The organism is Paenibacillus sp. USDA918EY, from assembly GCF_009870825.1.
Classification (GTDB): domain Bacteria; phylum Bacillota; class Bacilli; order Paenibacillales; family Paenibacillaceae; genus Paenibacillus_AQ; species Paenibacillus_AQ albilobatus.
The window spans coordinates 25,873-41,605 of the sequence record NZ_WTWY01000017.1 but is presented as its reverse complement, the minus strand read 5'-3'; the positions used below and the strand labels follow the sequence as shown (position 1 = coordinate 41,605).

The 15,733-nt window shown below is 54.8% G+C and carries 12 protein-coding genes; all 12 read right to left on the bottom strand.

Features of this window, described 5'->3' with window-relative positions; translation table 11 throughout:
* Positions 1-3: 3 nt before the first annotated feature.
* Positions 4-969 (bottom strand): phospho-N-acetylmuramoyl-pentapeptide-transferase, encoded by a 966-nt coding sequence (mraY, locus tag GQY55_RS25050; protein WP_160044651.1) that lies wholly within the window; start codon positions 967-969, stop codon positions 4-6.
* A 21-nt stretch (positions 970-990) separates the two neighbouring features.
* Positions 991-2,394 carry a UDP-N-acetylmuramoyl-tripeptide--D-alanyl-D-alanine ligase gene (locus GQY55_RS25045; protein WP_306434049.1) on the bottom strand — a complete coding sequence of 468 codons (1,404 nt, stop codon included), beginning with the start codon at positions 2,392-2,394 and terminating at the stop codon, positions 991-993.
* Positions 2,394-3,881, bottom strand: coding sequence for a UDP-N-acetylmuramoyl-L-alanyl-D-glutamate--2,6-diaminopimelate ligase (locus GQY55_RS25040; RefSeq protein WP_160044649.1), 1,488 nt, complete (start codon positions 3,879-3,881; stop codon positions 2,394-2,396). The genes GQY55_RS25045 and GQY55_RS25040 overlap by 1 nt, the downstream gene beginning before the upstream one ends.
* 56 nt (positions 3,882-3,937) lie before the next feature.
* A complete protein-coding gene (locus GQY55_RS25035) occupies positions 3,938-5,890 on the bottom strand; it encodes a stage V sporulation protein D (RefSeq protein WP_160044648.1) in 1,953 nt (650 codons plus the stop codon).
* Positions 5,891-6,004: 114 nt separating this feature from the next.
* The gene (locus tag GQY55_RS25030) at positions 6,005-8,245 is read right to left on the bottom strand and encodes a penicillin-binding transpeptidase domain-containing protein (protein WP_236575846.1); all 2,241 of its coding nucleotides are present in this window, start codon (positions 8,243-8,245) and stop codon (positions 6,005-6,007) included.
* Positions 8,246-8,341: 96 nt separating this feature from the next.
* Positions 8,342-8,764 carry a hypothetical protein gene (locus GQY55_RS25025; RefSeq protein WP_201452228.1) on the bottom strand — a complete coding sequence of 141 codons (423 nt, stop codon included), beginning with the start codon at positions 8,762-8,764 and terminating at the stop codon, positions 8,342-8,344.
* Positions 8,765-8,851: 87 nt separating this feature from the next.
* A complete protein-coding gene (gene rsmH, locus GQY55_RS25020) occupies positions 8,852-9,805 on the bottom strand; it encodes a 16S rRNA (cytosine(1402)-N(4))-methyltransferase RsmH (protein WP_160044646.1) in 954 nt (317 codons plus the stop codon).
* A 20-nt stretch (positions 9,806-9,825) separates the two neighbouring features.
* Positions 9,826-10,263 (bottom strand): division/cell wall cluster transcriptional repressor MraZ, encoded by a 438-nt coding sequence (mraZ, locus tag GQY55_RS25015; RefSeq protein ID WP_160044645.1) that lies wholly within the window; start codon positions 10,261-10,263, stop codon positions 9,826-9,828.
* Positions 10,264-10,481: 218 nt separating this feature from the next.
* On the bottom strand, positions 10,482-11,753 hold the full coding sequence (locus GQY55_RS25010; protein WP_160044644.1) for an adenosylhomocysteinase: 1,272 nt from the start codon (positions 11,751-11,753) through the stop codon (positions 10,482-10,484).
* A gap of 47 nt (positions 11,754-11,800) precedes the next feature.
* A complete protein-coding gene (gene bshC / locus GQY55_RS25005) occupies positions 11,801-13,432 on the bottom strand; it encodes a bacillithiol biosynthesis cysteine-adding enzyme BshC (protein ID WP_160044643.1) in 1,632 nt (543 codons plus the stop codon).
* Positions 13,433-13,800: 368 nt separating this feature from the next.
* A complete protein-coding gene (locus GQY55_RS25000) occupies positions 13,801-14,727 on the bottom strand; it encodes an ABC transporter ATP-binding protein (protein WP_160044642.1) in 927 nt (308 codons plus the stop codon).
* Positions 14,724-15,719 carry an ABC transporter ATP-binding protein gene (locus tag GQY55_RS24995; RefSeq protein ID WP_160044641.1) on the bottom strand — a complete coding sequence of 332 codons (996 nt, stop codon included), beginning with the start codon at positions 15,717-15,719 and terminating at the stop codon, positions 14,724-14,726. The genes GQY55_RS25000 and GQY55_RS24995 overlap by 4 nt, the downstream gene beginning before the upstream one ends.
* Between the last annotated feature and the right edge of the window lie 14 nt (positions 15,720-15,733).

Genomic DNA, 15,733 nt, shown 5'->3' with positions numbered 1-15,733 from the left:
ATTCTACAACCCCTTGTTCAAGTAAAGTCCGATGCCCGCGAGTACGATGCTCACCAGCCAGAACGTAATGACGACGCGCCATTCCGACCATCCCGACAATTCGAAATGATGGTGGATCGGACTCATTTTAAATATGCGTTTGCCTCTCGTTTTAAACGAAGCCACCTGCAGCACCACGGACAACATCTCGATGACGAACACGCCGCCGATGACGATGAACAGCAGCTCCGTTTTGGTCACGATCGCAATGGCGCCGATCGCACCCCCGATGCCGAGTGAACCGGTATCGCCCATAAACACTTTGGCGGGATGCGCATTGAAGACCAGAAAACCGAGTACCGCTCCGATCATCGCCGCGGCGCAAACGGCCGCGGACAGCGACGTCGCCTGCATGGCCACCAGGGCAAAAGCGGCACAAGCGATGGCGCTGACGCCGGACAGCAAACCGTCCACTCCATCCGTAAAATTGACCGCGTTGGTGACAGCCATCATCATGATGACAATAAACGGATAATAAAACCAGCCTCCCCAGTCAAACGAGAAGGAAGTTCCCGGAACGTGGATCGCGGTGCTGTGACCGTTTTGAATCAGCAAAATGCACATGATCGCCGAAAACAGCAGCTGGCCGATCAGCTTTTGGCGCGCCGTCAAACCCAGCGAGCGCTTAAAAACGATTTTGATATAATCGTCGAGAAACCCGATAAGTCCGAATCCGAGCGTAGCCACCAGCAGTACGTAAAAATCGGTGTTGATGACCGAAAATTTCAAGAAAGACAGCGTAAAAGCCAAAATGATTACGATACCGCCCATCGTGGGCGTGCCGGCTTTTTTCAAATGGCTTTGCGGGCCGTCGTCGCGAACCTGCTGTCCAAATTTCAGCCGCCTCAAAAGCGGAATGAGGAGAGGAGCGGCAATGATCGCGAGAATAAATGAAACGCCTATCGTCAGCAGCAGCAATTGATAATCCATGGATTCACCCCCTCCTTATGTTTAGTTATGCAAGTCTTTTTTGACAAGAGCATCCACTATTTCTTCCATTTTCATCCCTCGCGAAGCTTTGATCAGCACGATGTCTTTCGGATGAACTTGCCCGGCAAGATGGGAGGCGAGTTCTTCTTTATCGGAAAAATGATAGACGGGAAGATCCGGACGCTTGCGTCTGGCCGCTTCCGCCGTTTCCTCCGACAGCGGTCCGAACGTGTACAGCATGTCGACTTTGCCGTCCGCCGCATATTCGCCGACTTCCGCATGGAACTCGAGCTCCTTCGGCCCAAGCTCAAGCATGTCCCCTAGAACGGCGATTTTCCGGCGATGTCCTTTGAGGCTGTCCAGCACGTCGATTGCCGCCTTCATCGACAGCGGACTGGCGTTGTATGCGTCGTTCAGAACGGTAAGCCCGCTTGGCGCCGTAATCTGCTCAATCCGCATCCCCGTCAGGCGCAGGCCGGACAGTCCCTCGCGAATGCCGTCCTTGCCGATGCCGAAGTAATCCGCGACCGCAAGCGCGGCCAGACAGTTGATGACGTTATGCTGTCCGAGCAGCGGCAGGTCGAGGCCTTCCTCCGGATGCCTGTGGGTAGTGAAAATGACGCCTTTGCCGTGGAACATCATCCCGGTCGGGTAATCGTCGTTTTTGTCCGGATCCATGCCGAACGTAAAAGTCTTCAGCCCTTCCGGTTTTATAGTCTCCGGCTCATCCAACACAAGCGGAATCAGCGGCTCATCACCGTGGTAAACCAGCAGACCGCCCGGCTTCATGCCGCTTATGATCTCGACCTTGGCGCGGGCGATTTCATGCCTCGACCCCAGCTGCAGCAGATGGGCCTCGCCGATGTTCGTAATGACGGCCACTTCCGGCGAAGCGATCGCCGACAAGCTTTCGATCTCGTGGCGTCCGCTCATGCCCATCTCCAGCACCGCGATTTCCGTATCCTGCGGCATTTCGAGAATCGTCAGCGGCAGGCCGATATGGTTGTTGAAGTTCCCGCCGGTTTTGTGAACCTTGAAAGAGGTGCCGAGCAGCGCGTACACCATATCCTTCGTCGTCGTTTTGCCGTTGCTGCCGGTAATGCCGACGACGCGGCAGCCGACTTCCGCCAGGTAGGCTTTGGCCAGCGCCTGCAGCGCGGCGAGCGTATCCTCAACGACAATGGCCGGCCCCGCCGGCGGAAGGCCGCGGTCCCGCTGCCATAACACGGCGCCTGCGCCGCCTTCAAGCGCGGCCGCGGCAAAGGCGTGGCCGTCGAATTTCTCGCCCACCAGCGGCACGAACAGCCTGCCGTCTTCAATTTTGCGGGAATCCGTAAAGACCCCCTTTACCCGTATATCACAATCATGGTCATGCGCAAGAGTTCCTCCGCACATGACCGCCACTTCGTCCAGCTTCTTCGTAATCACTTGTTCATACCCCTTATCGCTTCCTTGGCCACTACCCGATCGTCAAAATCGTATTTCGTATGTCCAATGATTTGGTAGGTCTCATGACCTTTCCCCGCAATCAATACTACATCGTCGGGGCTTGCCATTTCAATAGCCTTTTGTATGGCCGCCCGCCGGTCCACGATGAGCCGGTATTTGTCCCGCGGAACGGATTCTTCGATGAGACCCGCCTCGATGTCCTTCAGGATCAGGTCCGGGTTTTCCGTCCGCGGATTGTCCGAAGTCACCATGACGAAATCGCTGTATTTCGCCGCAAGCTTGCCCATCAGCGGGCGCTTCGTACGGTCGCGGTCGCCGCCGCAGCCAAAGACGGTAATGACGCGGCCCTTCGCAAACTCATTGACGGTTTTCAGCACGTTCTCCAGTCCGTCCGGGGTATGCGCGTAATCGACGATCACCGCAAACGGCTGGCCTTCGTCCACCGCCTCCACGCGGCCGTCCACGCCCGGCACCGATTCCAGGCTGCGCTTGATGCCGTCAAGCTCAAGCCCTTCCACAAGTCCGGCCGTAATCGCCGCCAGCGCGTTGTATACGTTGAATTTGCCGACCATTTTCAACTGGATGTCGGCGCTGCCCCGGAACGTGTCCACATGGAAAGACGTGCCCTGGGCGGTAACGGAAATGTTCGAGGCGCGCACGTCCGCCTTTTCGTCCAAGCCGTATGTAATGACCTCCGCAGCCGTAATCTTGGCGAAATATTGCGATGCTTCGTCGTCGGCGTTTAAAACGGCGAATTTCCGCTCGCTTTCCTGACGCCCGAATTTGTTGCCGAGCCGGGAGAAAAAGAGGCCTTTCGCGGCTCTGTACTCCTCCATGGTGTTATGGTAGTCGAGATGATCCTGGGTCAGGTTCGTAAAGATCGCCGTGCGGAAATCGGTCCCTTTTACCCGTCCTTGCTCGAGCGCATGGGAGGAAACCTCCATTACGCAGCACTGCACGCCGCCTGCCGACATGTCGTCCAAGGAACGCTGCAGCTCGAGCGCTTCCGGGGTCGTGCCGGACATCGGGAACGTGCGGCCGCCGTAGCGGGTCTGGATCGTGCCGATCAGACCGGTCGGAATGTCGTGGTCGTTCATCATCTTTTCGATCAGGTAGGTGGTCGTCGTTTTCCCGTTGGTTCCGGTGACGCCGATCATTTTCATGTGCGAGCTTGGCGAGCCGAAAAACGCATCCGCCATGACGGCCATCGCGTAACGGCTGTCCTTGACGATAACCTGCGGCAGTTCGATATCCAGTTCCCGTTCGACCACAAGCGCAACCGCGCCTTTTTCGGCCGCCTGCCCGGCGAATTCATGGCCGTCCACCGTATGCCCGGGCAAGCAAATGAACACGTCTCCGGGCGCCACCTTGCGCGAGTCGGTCTGAAGACCGGTGATGGTGATGTCCCCGCTCCCTTTGATTTGTGCAATTGTTAGTGTTGAAGCCAGTTCATTCAGTTTCATTACGTATCCCTCGCTCTAGTTTCTATTATCGTCCATTGCTGCAATGATTCAGACCTTTAATCGGCAGCTTTGTTCGGCTCGTTCGTGTCCGGGTCGGTCCCCATGTAAATGCGGATCGTCGAACCCCGTTCCACCCGGCTGCCCGGTTTCGGCGCCTGGCTGACGACCGTGTTGCCCGTGCCCGATTTGGACAACACGAAGTTCATGTTCAAATCCTCGTACAAATCCTGCACGGTGGCCCCGACCAAGTCCGGCACCGTAACGATCGGCGTATCGCCGTATTTATATGCCTTCGGCAGCTGATCCTTTCGCGGAGGCACGTTCAGCACCTGAAGGGAATCCCGCAAAATGTTTTGCACGATCGGCGCGGCCACGACGCCCCCGAATTGGATGCCCGCCGGATTGTCCACCGCCGTATAAACGACGATTTGCGGGTCGTCCGCCGGCGCGAACGCGATAAAAGACACGATGTGCTCCGTGGCGGAATAGCGGCCGTTGACGACGATCTGCGCGGTACCCGTCTTGCCTCCGACCCGGTAGCCGTCGATAAAGGCCGGGCGTCCGGTGCCGTTGGCCACGACGCTTTCCAGCGCTTCGCGGACCTGCTTCGACGTCTCTTCGGAGATCACCTGTCTGACCAGCTGCGGTTTGTTTTCGCTGACGACCTCGCCCGTATCCGGATTCACCCAGGCTTTGGCCACAAACGGCTTATACAGGTACCCGCCGTTGATGGCCGCCGAAACCGCCGCCACCTGCTGGATCGGCGTGACGGATACGCCCTGGCCGAACGCCGTGGTCGCCAATTCGACGGGGCCGACGCGGGACGGTTTGAACAAAATCCCGTTCTCCTCGCCGTTCAAGTCGATGCCCGTTTTCGAACCGAAGCCGAAATCGCGGATGTATTTGAACAACGTGTCTTTCCCGAGCCGGTTGCCCAACGTGACAAAGCCGGGGTTGCAGGAATTTTCGACCACCTGCAGGAAAGTTTCGCTGCCATGGCCGCCGCGTTTCCAGCATTTCAGCGTGGCTCCGCCGATTTTGATATATCCCGGATCAAAAAAACGCTCGTTTTTCAGGTCGACTTTCTTCTCCTGCAGCGCCGCCGCCAGCGTGATGATTTTGAAGGTCGAACCGGGCTCGTAAGTCATCCAGATCGGCAGGTTCCGGTTAATGACCTCGGACGCGTATTGCTGGTAATTGCCCGGTTCGTATCCGGGCCTGCTCGCCATCGCGTAAATTTCGCCCGTCTTCGGATTCATCGCGATCGACCAGGCGCCCCTGGCCTGATACTGCACCATGGCCTGGTCCAGCTCGCGCTCCATGATCGACTGGATGGACTTGTCAAGCGTAAGCTGCAAAGTAAGCCCGTCCTTCGGCGCGTTGTATTTTTCCGAGGAACCCGGCATAATGCGGCCGCCGGCGTCCGACAGATAGGAGATGCTGCCCTGGATGCCGTTCAGCTTGCTGTCATATCTCTGCTCGACGCCCGTCAAACCTTGGTTGTCGATTCCGGTAAAGCCGAGGATATGGCTTGCAAGATCCCCATAAGGATAATACCGCTTATTGTCCTCGGCAACAACGATACCCGGCAGGTTTAAATCACGAATTTTCTGAGCAAGCTCCATCGTAATTTTGCGTCCACCGGGTTGAAGTTTCACACTCATCTTCCTTTGGGTAATCGTGCTTTTGATTTTCTCTTCCGTCATTCCGAGCAATGGCGCAAGCAATCTTGCGGTTTTGTCGGGATCTTTCACCTGAACCGGCACCGCCATGATGGTTGGGGAGCTGATGTTGTAGGCAAGCGGCACGCCGCTGCGGTCCTGAATCTCGCCCCGCTTGGCAACGGACGGAATTTGCCTTCTCCAGTTCTCCTCCGCTTTCGCCGAAAGCTCCGCACCTTTGCCCAGTTGAACATAGGCAAGCCTTATTATTATAGCAGCAAACAGCAAGCAAAGAACGGCCAAGCTGACGAGAAGTCTGCGTCTGCGCGTCACGTTCGAAACCTTCACTTTTGATACCTCCCTGCTTATCCAGATCGACATGTCCGTTATTCCTAACATGGTATTCGGGACAAACAGGGGATAGAACAAGCTGTCCGAAAATGACAAAACTTTTCAGGTTCCTCAGTTATCTTTGTTTTTGCCGTTGGTTGTGCCCAATGTGGATTGGTTCGTACCGGTAGACTGCCTATTTTCGCCGGTTTGCGTGCCGGATTTCCGGTTTTTTCCATCCGCATCCGAGGTTTCGTCCTTGTCTTTACTACCGTCAGGCGCATCCGAGGGCCTTAACGTCAGCTGCACCGTCCGTTTTCCGTTTTGGCTCGTCACCTTCTGGCTCGTGACATATCCTTCGCCGCTGACGTTCACCCCGACTTTCATCAACGTCAGCACGTCCAAAGCGTCGCGCAGCGATTCGCCGGTCAGGTCGGGAACTTCCATCGTCTTGTCGGTTTCGGTGAATAAATAAATCCGTTGCTCCGGGCTTAACGGTGTTCCCTTCACCGGAAATTGCTTGACGACCGTCGTCCCTTTGCCCAACGTGTCGAAAGCGATGCCTGCTTTGAGCAGCTGTTTCTCTGCATCTTTCGCACTTTTGTTGACCAGGTCCGGAGCAAGCGGACGGTTTTGCGCTTGAACGGCGGTGTTTTTCTTGCCGTCCGGATCTTGTTTGGTCGTGCTTTTCGGTACCCCCATATACTGGAGCGACTGCGATACAATCTTCTTAAAAACCGGTGCGGCAGCCGTACCGCCGCCGACCGTGGCGTTGTCGGGCTGGTCAATGACGACCAGAACGGCGATTTTCGGATCGTTCACAGGGGCATAACCGATAAACGATACGACCGATTTGGAATAATCGTATTCGCCATTAATATTTTTAACAGCCGTCCCCGTTTTGCCTGCTACGCGGTAACCGTCGATGTAAGCATGGCGTCCCGTGCCGATGTCTTGATCCGCTACGACCTGCTCCAAATATTGGCCGGTTTCTTTGGCCGCCTCCGGAGTAATCACCTGTTTTACAAACTCTGGTGGGGTTACTTTTTTTGTGCCCGTATTCGGATCATCGATCTCTTTGATAATATGCGGTTTCATTAGCTTCCCGCCGTTTGCAATCGCAGAAACGGCAACAAGCTGCTGAATGGGAGTGACGTTTACCCCGTGCCCATAAGTTGCCGTCGCAGTCTCGACGGGACCCGGGAGATTGACGGCCCAAGAGGTTTCTCCAGGCAGGTCTATTCCTGTCTTCTTGCCAAAACCAAAGTTTCCGATATATTGAAGCAATCGCTCTTTCCCCAATAGTTCTGTTCCTAGCTTGACGAATGCTACGTTACTGGAACGTTTGACCCCTTCAAGGTAAGTGATTTTCCCCCATCCTACCTTGTTGATATCATGGAGAGGTTTTTTAGTGCCCTTGACCAGAATGGTGCCGGATTGGTACTTGGCGTTTGGATCAAACAATTTTTCGTTAACGGCAGCAGCCAAAGTTACGATTTTAAACGTCGATCCGGGTTCATAAACCGATTTTATCGCATGATTCATGAAGGCAGCGTAATTTTTCGTTTCCCAGTATTTATTCGGGTCGAATGTCGGCAAATTGGCCATCCCCAGTATTTCCATCGTCTTGGGATCCGCAGCAATGACCGTCATACTAATCGGATGATATATATCAAAAGCTTCTTTCATGGCGTCTTCGATATAATACTGGATCTGATTATCGATCGTCAGCTTATAATTTTTACCATTGACAGGCGGTTGATAGATTTCGTTCGAATTGGGAAGCTTGTCGCCCGAAGTATCCGACTCGTATTTCAGGTATCCCGGCGTCCCTTCCAATTGCTTGTTGAACATGTATTCAAACCCGGCAACCGCCTTGCCGTCGCGGTCCGTATACCCAAGCACGTGGGAGGCAAGCGTTCCTTTCGGATAATAGCGTTTGGATTCCTTGATCAGGCCAAGGCCCGTTTCCTGGCCTTTCTTTTTCTTTTTAAGCTCCTCTTTCAGCTTGTCGTTCAGCTGATCGATCTGCTTTTTTTTGTTTTCGTCGATTTTCCAGCCTTCGTTGCGGACTTCCTTGCTTTTCGCATAATCCCCCGTTTTGCTGTCCTTGGCGTTCACAAGCTCCTTCAGCTCATCCACGTTTTTGCCCAAAACTTGATGAAGCCCATCCACAACCATGTCCTCAAGCCCGTTGCCATGGATCGCTTTCGGGCTGACCACGACCGTATAAGCGGGGGCATTAATCGCCAGGGCGTCCCCGTTCCGGTCCAAAATGGTTCCCCGTTCCGCCGGGATTTGCGATTGCTTCACCCATTTCGCGACGCCCTTTTCATGCCAATCCTCGCCTTGAACGACTTGCAGCGTAAACATGCGGATAAACAAAACAACAAAAAGGAGGGTGATGAATCCTCCTAGTAGCAGTGTGCGAAGTTTTATTCTTTTAACCATACTTTAACCTCACAAGCTCTATTTTTTGTCGGCAGAACCGTTTGCAGCGTCTCCGCCTTTGGCCGAAATCGGCGACCGTTCGACGTTGATCACTTGCCCGTCGGCGGGTTCCTCGAAGCCCATCTGCTTCGCTTTATCGCGGATCCCCACTTCCAGCTGCTGCTTCTCCACCGTCAACCGGCTGATTTCCTGCTTCGAAGCCTTGATCGATTTGTCGATTTTTTGGTACTGCTTGTTCAGCCCGTATATGTTCGCGTTTTGCCAGATGATCAGGCTTGCTATCATGACGCATACGACGATCGTGAACAAATAAAGCAGCTTCTCTTTGATCGGAAGTTGCGTTCGGCGGGTGACCACCATCGTCTTTTCCCGGTAACCGGGAGATGTGCGCTTCGTCTGTGCTTGTTCTTTAACTGCCAAGTTACCACGGGTATAGGCCATGTCTTCTTCCCCTTCATCCTAGTCTTACGCTTATTACAAGCATAGAACGTCCTTTATCGTTTATGGTTGTTTCGCTTTTGCCACCGTTCACAGTTTCTCGGCAACCCTCAGCTTCGCCGAACGCGCCCGCGGGTTCTGCTCAAGCTCTTCTTCGCCGGGGACGATCGGCTTCCGGTTGACCAGCTTCAGCTCGCCCCTCCCGCCGCCGCAGACGCACATCGGGAAATCGGGCGGGCAAGTGCATTTTCCGACATAGCCGTTAAAAATTTGCTTGCAAATCCGGTCTTCCAGCGAATGGAACGTAATGACGGATACGCGCCCTCCGGGAGCCAGGCACCGAACGGCCTGGTGAAGCGATTCTTCAAACGCCCGTAGTTCGTCGTTGACGGCGATCCGCAGCGCCTGAAAGCTCCGTTTCGCCGGATGCCCCCCGGTTCTGCGCGCGGCCGCGGGGATTCCTTCTTTAATAATATCGACCAACTGTCCCGTTGTTTGAATAGGCGATTGCGCACGGTGTTCCACGATGAATTTCGCAATGCGCCGGGAAAATTTCTCTTCCCCGTACTGATATAAAACTCTTGCAATCTCTTGTTCCGGCCATTCATTGACGATATGCCAGGCCGTCAAATCCGAAGATTGGTCCATCCGCATGTCGAGCGGGGCGTCGTGGTTATAGCTGAAACCGCGTTCCCCTTCGTCAAACTGCGGCGACGAAACCCCCAAATCGTACAAAATGCCGTCGACCTGCGGTACGCCGTCTTTCATCGGCACCGCCAGCTCTTTCAGCGTTTCCTCCAAATGGCGGAAGTTCGTTTTGACCAGGGAGACCTTGTCCGCGTAAGGGGCAAGCTTTTCCCTGGCATTGTCAAGCGCCCAGTCGTCCTGATCCAGCGCAATCAGCCTGCCGTATTCTCCAAGCTTGGATGCGATCAGGGAGCTGTGCCCCGCCCCGCCAAGCGTACAGTCGACATAAATGCCGTCTCGTTTGATGTGCAGCCCTTCTGTCGCTTCTTCTTTAAGCACCGTGATGTGATGAAACAAGCTGCAGCCCTCCAGACTTATTACAATTCGAAATTAAAATCGACCAGCTTCTCAGCGATTTCGTTAAACGTGCCCTCCGACTGCTGAAAATATGCCTCCCAGGTGTCCTTGCTCCAAATCTCCACGCGATTCGATACGCCGATGATCACGCATTCCTTGTCAAGTCCGGCGTACCCGCGAAGATTCCCCGGTAAATTTACCCTTCCCTGTTTGTCCCACTCGCATTCCGTCGCCCCCGAGAAAAAGAAGCGGGTAAATGCGCGGGCATCCGATTTCATAAGCGGGAGCGATTTGAGCTTCTGCTCGAGAACGCTCCATTCGTTCATCGGGTAAACGAAAAGGCACTGGTCCAAGCCGCGGGTGATGACAAATGAGGAGCCCAAAAGCTCGCGGAATTTGGCAGGAATGATCAAACGGCCTTTATCATCAATGCTGTGTTGAAACTCACCCATAAACATTTCGGCCAATCAACTCCTTACCCTAAATCCCCCACTTTGCACCACTTTCCACCACTTAAGGATACTAGATTCGCCACCCAAAATCAAAATCCTTCTTGACGCCTGTGTTTTTTTGGATATGAATCCAGCCGCCCTCCTCTGCCCAAACGCATAAACCCCCTTGATCCATAAGGATTCAAGGGGGTTATTCGAGAGAAATCTCTAACCATCAATTTCCTTTATTCCTGCGTCGTCCAGCTGTCCAAATATTCGATCTGCGCCGTGGTCAACGAATCGAGTCCGATGCCCAGGCTTTCCAGCTTATAGCGGGCTACCTGCTGATCAATTTCAAGCGGCACGTTTAGCACCTTGGCGCCGATCGTTTTATAGTTGTCGTTTACGTATTTCAGGGACATTGCCTGAAGCGCAAACGTCATGTCCATAATTTCCGCCGGATGCCCGTCTCCCGCGCCCAGGTTGACGAGGCGTCCTTCCGCCAGCAGATACAGCTTGCGACCGTCCTTCAGCTCGTATTCCTCGATGTTGCGGCGGACGGTTCGGATGGAAGCGGCCCGGCTGGCCATGTCCACTTTGTTCACTTCCACGTCGAAATGGCCGGCATTGCACAAAATCGCGCCATCCTTCATGACGTCAAAATGCTCCCCGGCAATGACGTCGCGGTTGCCGGTGACGGTCACGAAGAAATCGCCGCGTTTTGCCGCCTCGATCATCGGCATCACTTCAAACCCGTCCATATGGGCTTCGACGGCGCGGATCGGATCGACTTCGGTCACGATGACTTTGGCGCCAAGGCCTTTGGCCCGCATCGCCACCCCTTTGCCGCACCAGCCGTAACCGACGACGACGGCCGTTTTGCCGGCGACGACGAGGTTGGTGGTGCGGTTAATCGCATCCCACACCGATTGTCCCGTGCCGTAGCGGTTGTCGAACAGGTATTTGCAATACCCGTCATTTACGGCTACCATCGGCAGCTTCAGCAAACCTTCCTTCTCCAGCGCTTTCAGGCGGATGATGCCCGTCGTCGTCTCTTCCGCCCCGCCGCGGATCGTCTCCAGCAGGTCCGGACGCTCCGAATGCAGAATGGTGACCAGGTCGCCGCCGTCGTCGATGATCAGATCCGGTTTCGTTTCCAATGCCTGAATGAGGAAGCTTTTGTATTCGTCCGGATCAGGATTGTATTTGGCCAGCACCGTTACGCCGTCTTCCACCAGCGCCGCACAGACGTCGTCCTGCGTGGAAAGCGGGTTGCTGCCCGTAATCGTCACTTCCGCGCCTCCCGCCTGCACCACTTCCGCCAAATAAGCGGTTTTGGCTTCCAGATGAAGCGTGATCGTTACTTTGAGCCCTTTGAAAGGTTGTTCGGCTTCAAACTGCTTGCGGATTTGGTTCAATACCGGCATGTGGGCCGAAGCCCAATCGATTTTCAGATGGCCCTCCGGGGCCAAAGACATATCCTTCACAATGCTGTTTTTCAAGGACAACGTGCTCATGAAAAACCTCCTCGTCAAATGGTTTGCTTCAGTTTTGCAACAATTTGCTACATTTCGATGATTTGATGTTCCGCCGTATAACGCGTACAGCTTCCAATAACGTCTTGAAGCCAGCCGAAGCCATAGCGGTTTATATAGTAGAAAATGTTGTAAACTCTCTCCTGGGGTTTGCCGTTCGGGAACAGCGATACGGCGATGTGGTCCCATTGGCGCAGCGCCGCTTCATGCCGTTTTTCCAGCGCCTCCTTCGTCTTGCGTTCAAGGTAAGCGATTTGCTCCAAAATTTTGCTTTTGTTTTTCTCCCCGAGCGGCAGCAGGCCGGACTGGATGGTGCCGAGCTCGCCGATCAGCGGATCGTACAGTCTCTCGAAAGCGGCCCGCGTCTCTTCGAACCTTGGTTCGATATGGAGATGCGCTTGGGCGTTAAGCCAGCTTTGGCGCGCTTCGCCGAAACGGTGCTGAACGTCCTGGAACGTCAGGCCGAATTGGTTCATCTGCTTCCGAACCGTTCCGCTGACGAGCGTAAAGGACATTCTTGGCAGCAAAATCGGCATTTGCAGGCCGAGCACGGCAAAAGCGTCCTTCGTGATCGCCCAATAGGAAATTTCCCCTTGCCCCAGCACGGTACAAAGCACCGGCAGCAGGGAATCCTGCATCAGCGGCCGCGTCAGCACGTTGTTGCTGAACCGCTCCGGATGGTTCGCGAGTTCGGTTTCCAGCTGTTCCTTCGTAAAGCTGACGATGCCTTTGCGGTCCGCGAAAACATCGTCATGTTTATACAGCAGCAGCCGGTTTCCTTCATAAATATAAAAGAGATTCGCGCCGTCCGCCGCAACTTCCGCCTGCAGCGGATAGCCCAGGCCTGTTATGCGGTCCGCCGCCGTCTGGTACGTCTCGCCAAGCTCGTCATTTTGCTTGACCATCCGTTCGAATACCGGGATTTCCAGCCGCCGCAATGCCGGGTCCGCCGAATCCAGCAAAATAAGGCCCGATTCGCCGAAAAGACGGCCCAGCAGTTTGGCGAAGGCATCGCTCAAATTGCCCGAAGCTTCGGCCGTTTGATGCAGCAGGTCCATAATTTCCGGCTTGTTGACGCTGTCGGGCAGCAGCGAGGCCAAATGGTCCAGCGAACGTTTCCACCGCTCGTTGGATACTTCGATCTGACTGACCGGACCGCGCGGGCCCGGAGCGGCATCCATTTTGATTTTGGCGACCTGAAGCTCCGGCGTCATGACGTACGTATGGTTCACTTCATCCCAGTCATGATCCTCCCCGGCGATCCAAAACACCGGAACGACGGGACGCTTCAGCCGCTCCGCTGCTTCTTTGGCCGCAAGCACGATCGTGAGCGCCTTGTACACGACAAGCAGCGATCCGGTAAACAGCCCGCTCTGCTGTCCGCCAACAACCGCGAGCGTACCTGCCTGCTCAAGCAAGTCGAGCGAGTTATGTACCTCTTGATGGTCGTTATGCTTGTTATTGTATCGTCTAAGACAAGCTACGAGCGCTTTTCTGTCGATACGGGTTTCTTCGGATGCATCCAGCCACTCCGCACGGCCCGACCATGCCGCATCCTCGCGGAAATCCGCACCGTACAGATCCTGCACCCGCGCATAATGGTTTATATAATCGTCTGCGAGAGCCGAGCCGCTCTTCAGCGAATCTGTTACTACATTCATGAGGTCTGCCTCCTATTATCGTACCTGTTTGAATCTTCCGTTTCCTATGTCAGGATTTTGCAGAATTCGATTCCGGCCGCTCCCTGGTCCAGTATATAGACGAACGAGACCGTTTCGTTCTATATATTGTTGATTGAAGTCGCTCTTTGGATTCTTGCAAAATCCTCATGTGTATCATTGCCCAAAAATCTTCCTTGATTGTAACCAAAGATCCAGCATGCGTCAAAGAAATCGGAAGGAAGCTTCCTTCCCTTCCGGCAAATGCTTCCGAAATAGTTACAGTTTCATTATTATAACGCTTCTTTCTCCGGTATGCCATGCCCAAACGAAAAAAAACCGCCGGTTTTACCGGCGGCAGCCTTCGGGGCTTAAGCGTAAGGAGCGGCAACCCAGTGGCCTTTCGATACTTCGACCAGCCGGGTGTCTTCTTCCGCTACTTGTCCGTCCTTCGCGGAATGGATCGGTCCGGACAGCTCGTCGTTCATCATGATCCGCTTTTTGTTCTCCTCGACTTCCGGATCCGGAATCGGGATCGCCGACAGCAGCGTTTTTGTGTACGGATGGATCGGGTTCGCGTATAGCTCTTCGCTGTCCGCAAGCTCGACCATTTTGCCGAGGTACATCACCGCAACGCGGTCGCTGATGTGCTTAACCATGGACAGGTCATGGGCGATGAACAGATACGTCAGGCCGAGGCGATCCTGCAGCTCCTGCAGCAGGTTGACCACCTGCGCCTGAATGGATACGTCCAGCGCGGAAATCGGCTCGTCGCAGATGATGAATTTCGGATTGACCGCAAGCGCGCGCGCAATGCCGATCCGCTGGCGCTGACCGCCGGAAAATTCATGCGGGTAACGCGTCGCATGGTCCGGATTCAACCCGACCATATCCAGCAGCTCCTCGATCCGCTTTTTCCGTTCCTTGCGGCTTCCTGCCAGCTTGTGGATGTCCAGCGCTTCCCCGATGATGTCCGACACGGTAAAGCGCGGATTCAGCGAAGCGTACGGATCCTGGAAAATCATCTGCATGTCGCGGCGCATCGCTTTCATTTTGCCCGGCGACAGCTTGTAAATGTCCGTGCCGTTAAACCGGACGCTTCCGGCGGTCGGCTCGTACAAGCGGAGAATGGTGCGGCCGGCCGTCGATTTGCCGCAGCCGGACTCGCCGACCATCCCGAGCGTCTCCCCTTCGCGGATGTAAAAGTTGATATCGTCGACGGCTTTGACGATTTTGCCTCCGCCGACGTTAAAGTACTTTTTCAAGCCTTCGACTTCGATCAAATGGTTCTCTTTCATGACGAACGAACCTCCTTCGCCATCTCATGCAGATTCCAGCAGCGTGCCGTTTGCGTGTCGCTGAACACCGTCTCGCCGGGGTTGATGCGTTCGCATACCTTCATCGCCTCGTCGCAGCGCGCGCAGAACGCGCAGCCGATCGGCGGCTTGATCAGGTCCGGCGGCGTGCCGATGATCGGAATGAGCGGCTCGTCTTTTTTCTGGTCGAGCCGCGGCATGGAACGGAGCAAGCCTCTCGTGTACGGATGCTGCGGGTTTTTGAAAATTTCCCATTTCGTTCCGGTTTCCACCACTTCGCCGGCATACATGACGATGACGCGGTCGCACATGCCCGCCACGACGCCAAGGTCGTGCGTAATCAAAATGATGGAGGTGCCGAATTTTTTCTGCATGTCCTTCATGACGTCCATGATTTGCGCCTGAATCGTCACGTCGAGCGCCGTCGTCGGCTCGTCCGCGATCAGAAGCGCCGGATTGCAGGCCAGCGCGATCGCGATCATAACGCGCTGGCGCATGCCGCCGGAAAATTCATGCGGGTACTGCCCGAAGCGTTCTTCCGGGTTTTTGATGCCGACGAGCTTCAACATTTCGATGCCGCGCTCTTTGGCTTCGGCTTTCGTCATTTTCTGGTGCTTCATCAGCACTTCCGTTATTTGTTTGCCTACTTTGATCGTAGGGTTGAGGGAAGTCATCGGATCCTGGAAGATCATGCCGATATCTTTGCCGCGGATCGCTTCCATCTCTTTATTCGATTTTTTCAGGATATCCTCGCCCTGAAAAATAATTTCGCCGCTTTTGATTTGGGACGGCGGCGACGGAATGAGGCGCATGATCGTCTGCGCGGTCACGCTTTTGCCGCTCCCGGATTCGCCGACGATCGCCACCGTCTCCCCTTTGCCGATTTCGAAGTTCATGCCGCGGACGGCTTTGACTTCCCCGCCTTTGACCTTAAAGGAAACCTGCAGGTCTTTCACTTGTAAAATCGGATCCATGATCTCACCTCCTG

Bases quoted from the DNA above. Each gene is read 5' to 3' on its own strand.
- mraY (WP_160044651.1), bottom strand. From the start codon at position 969: ATGGATTATCAATTGCTGCTGCTGACGATAGGCGTTTCATTTATTCTC.
- GQY55_RS25040 (WP_160044649.1), bottom strand. From the start codon at position 3,881: ATGAAACTGAATGAACTGGCTTCAACACTAACAATTGCACAAATCAAA.
- GQY55_RS25030 (WP_236575846.1), bottom strand. From the start codon at position 8,245: ATGTTTACGCTGCAAGTCGTTCAAGGCGAGGATTGGCATGAAAAGGGC.
- GQY55_RS25025 (WP_201452228.1), bottom strand. From the start codon at position 8,764: ATGGCCTATACCCGTGGTAACTTGGCAGTTAAAGAACAAGCACAGACG.
- mraZ (WP_160044645.1), bottom strand. From the start codon at position 10,263: ATGTTTATGGGTGAGTTTCAACACAGCATTGATGATAAAGGCCGTTTG.
- GQY55_RS25010 (WP_160044644.1), bottom strand. From the start codon at position 11,753: ATGAGCACGTTGTCCTTGAAAAACAGCATTGTGAAGGATATGTCTTTG.
- bshC (WP_160044643.1), bottom strand. From the start codon at position 13,432: ATGAATGTAGTAACAGATTCGCTGAAGAGCGGCTCGGCTCTCGCAGAC.
- GQY55_RS25000 (WP_160044642.1), bottom strand. From the start codon at position 14,727: ATGAAAGAGAACCATTTGATCGAAGTCGAAGGCTTGAAAAAGTACTTT.
- GQY55_RS24995 (WP_160044641.1), bottom strand. From the start codon at position 15,719: ATGGATCCGATTTTACAAGTGAAAGACCTGCAGGTTTCCTTTAAGGTC.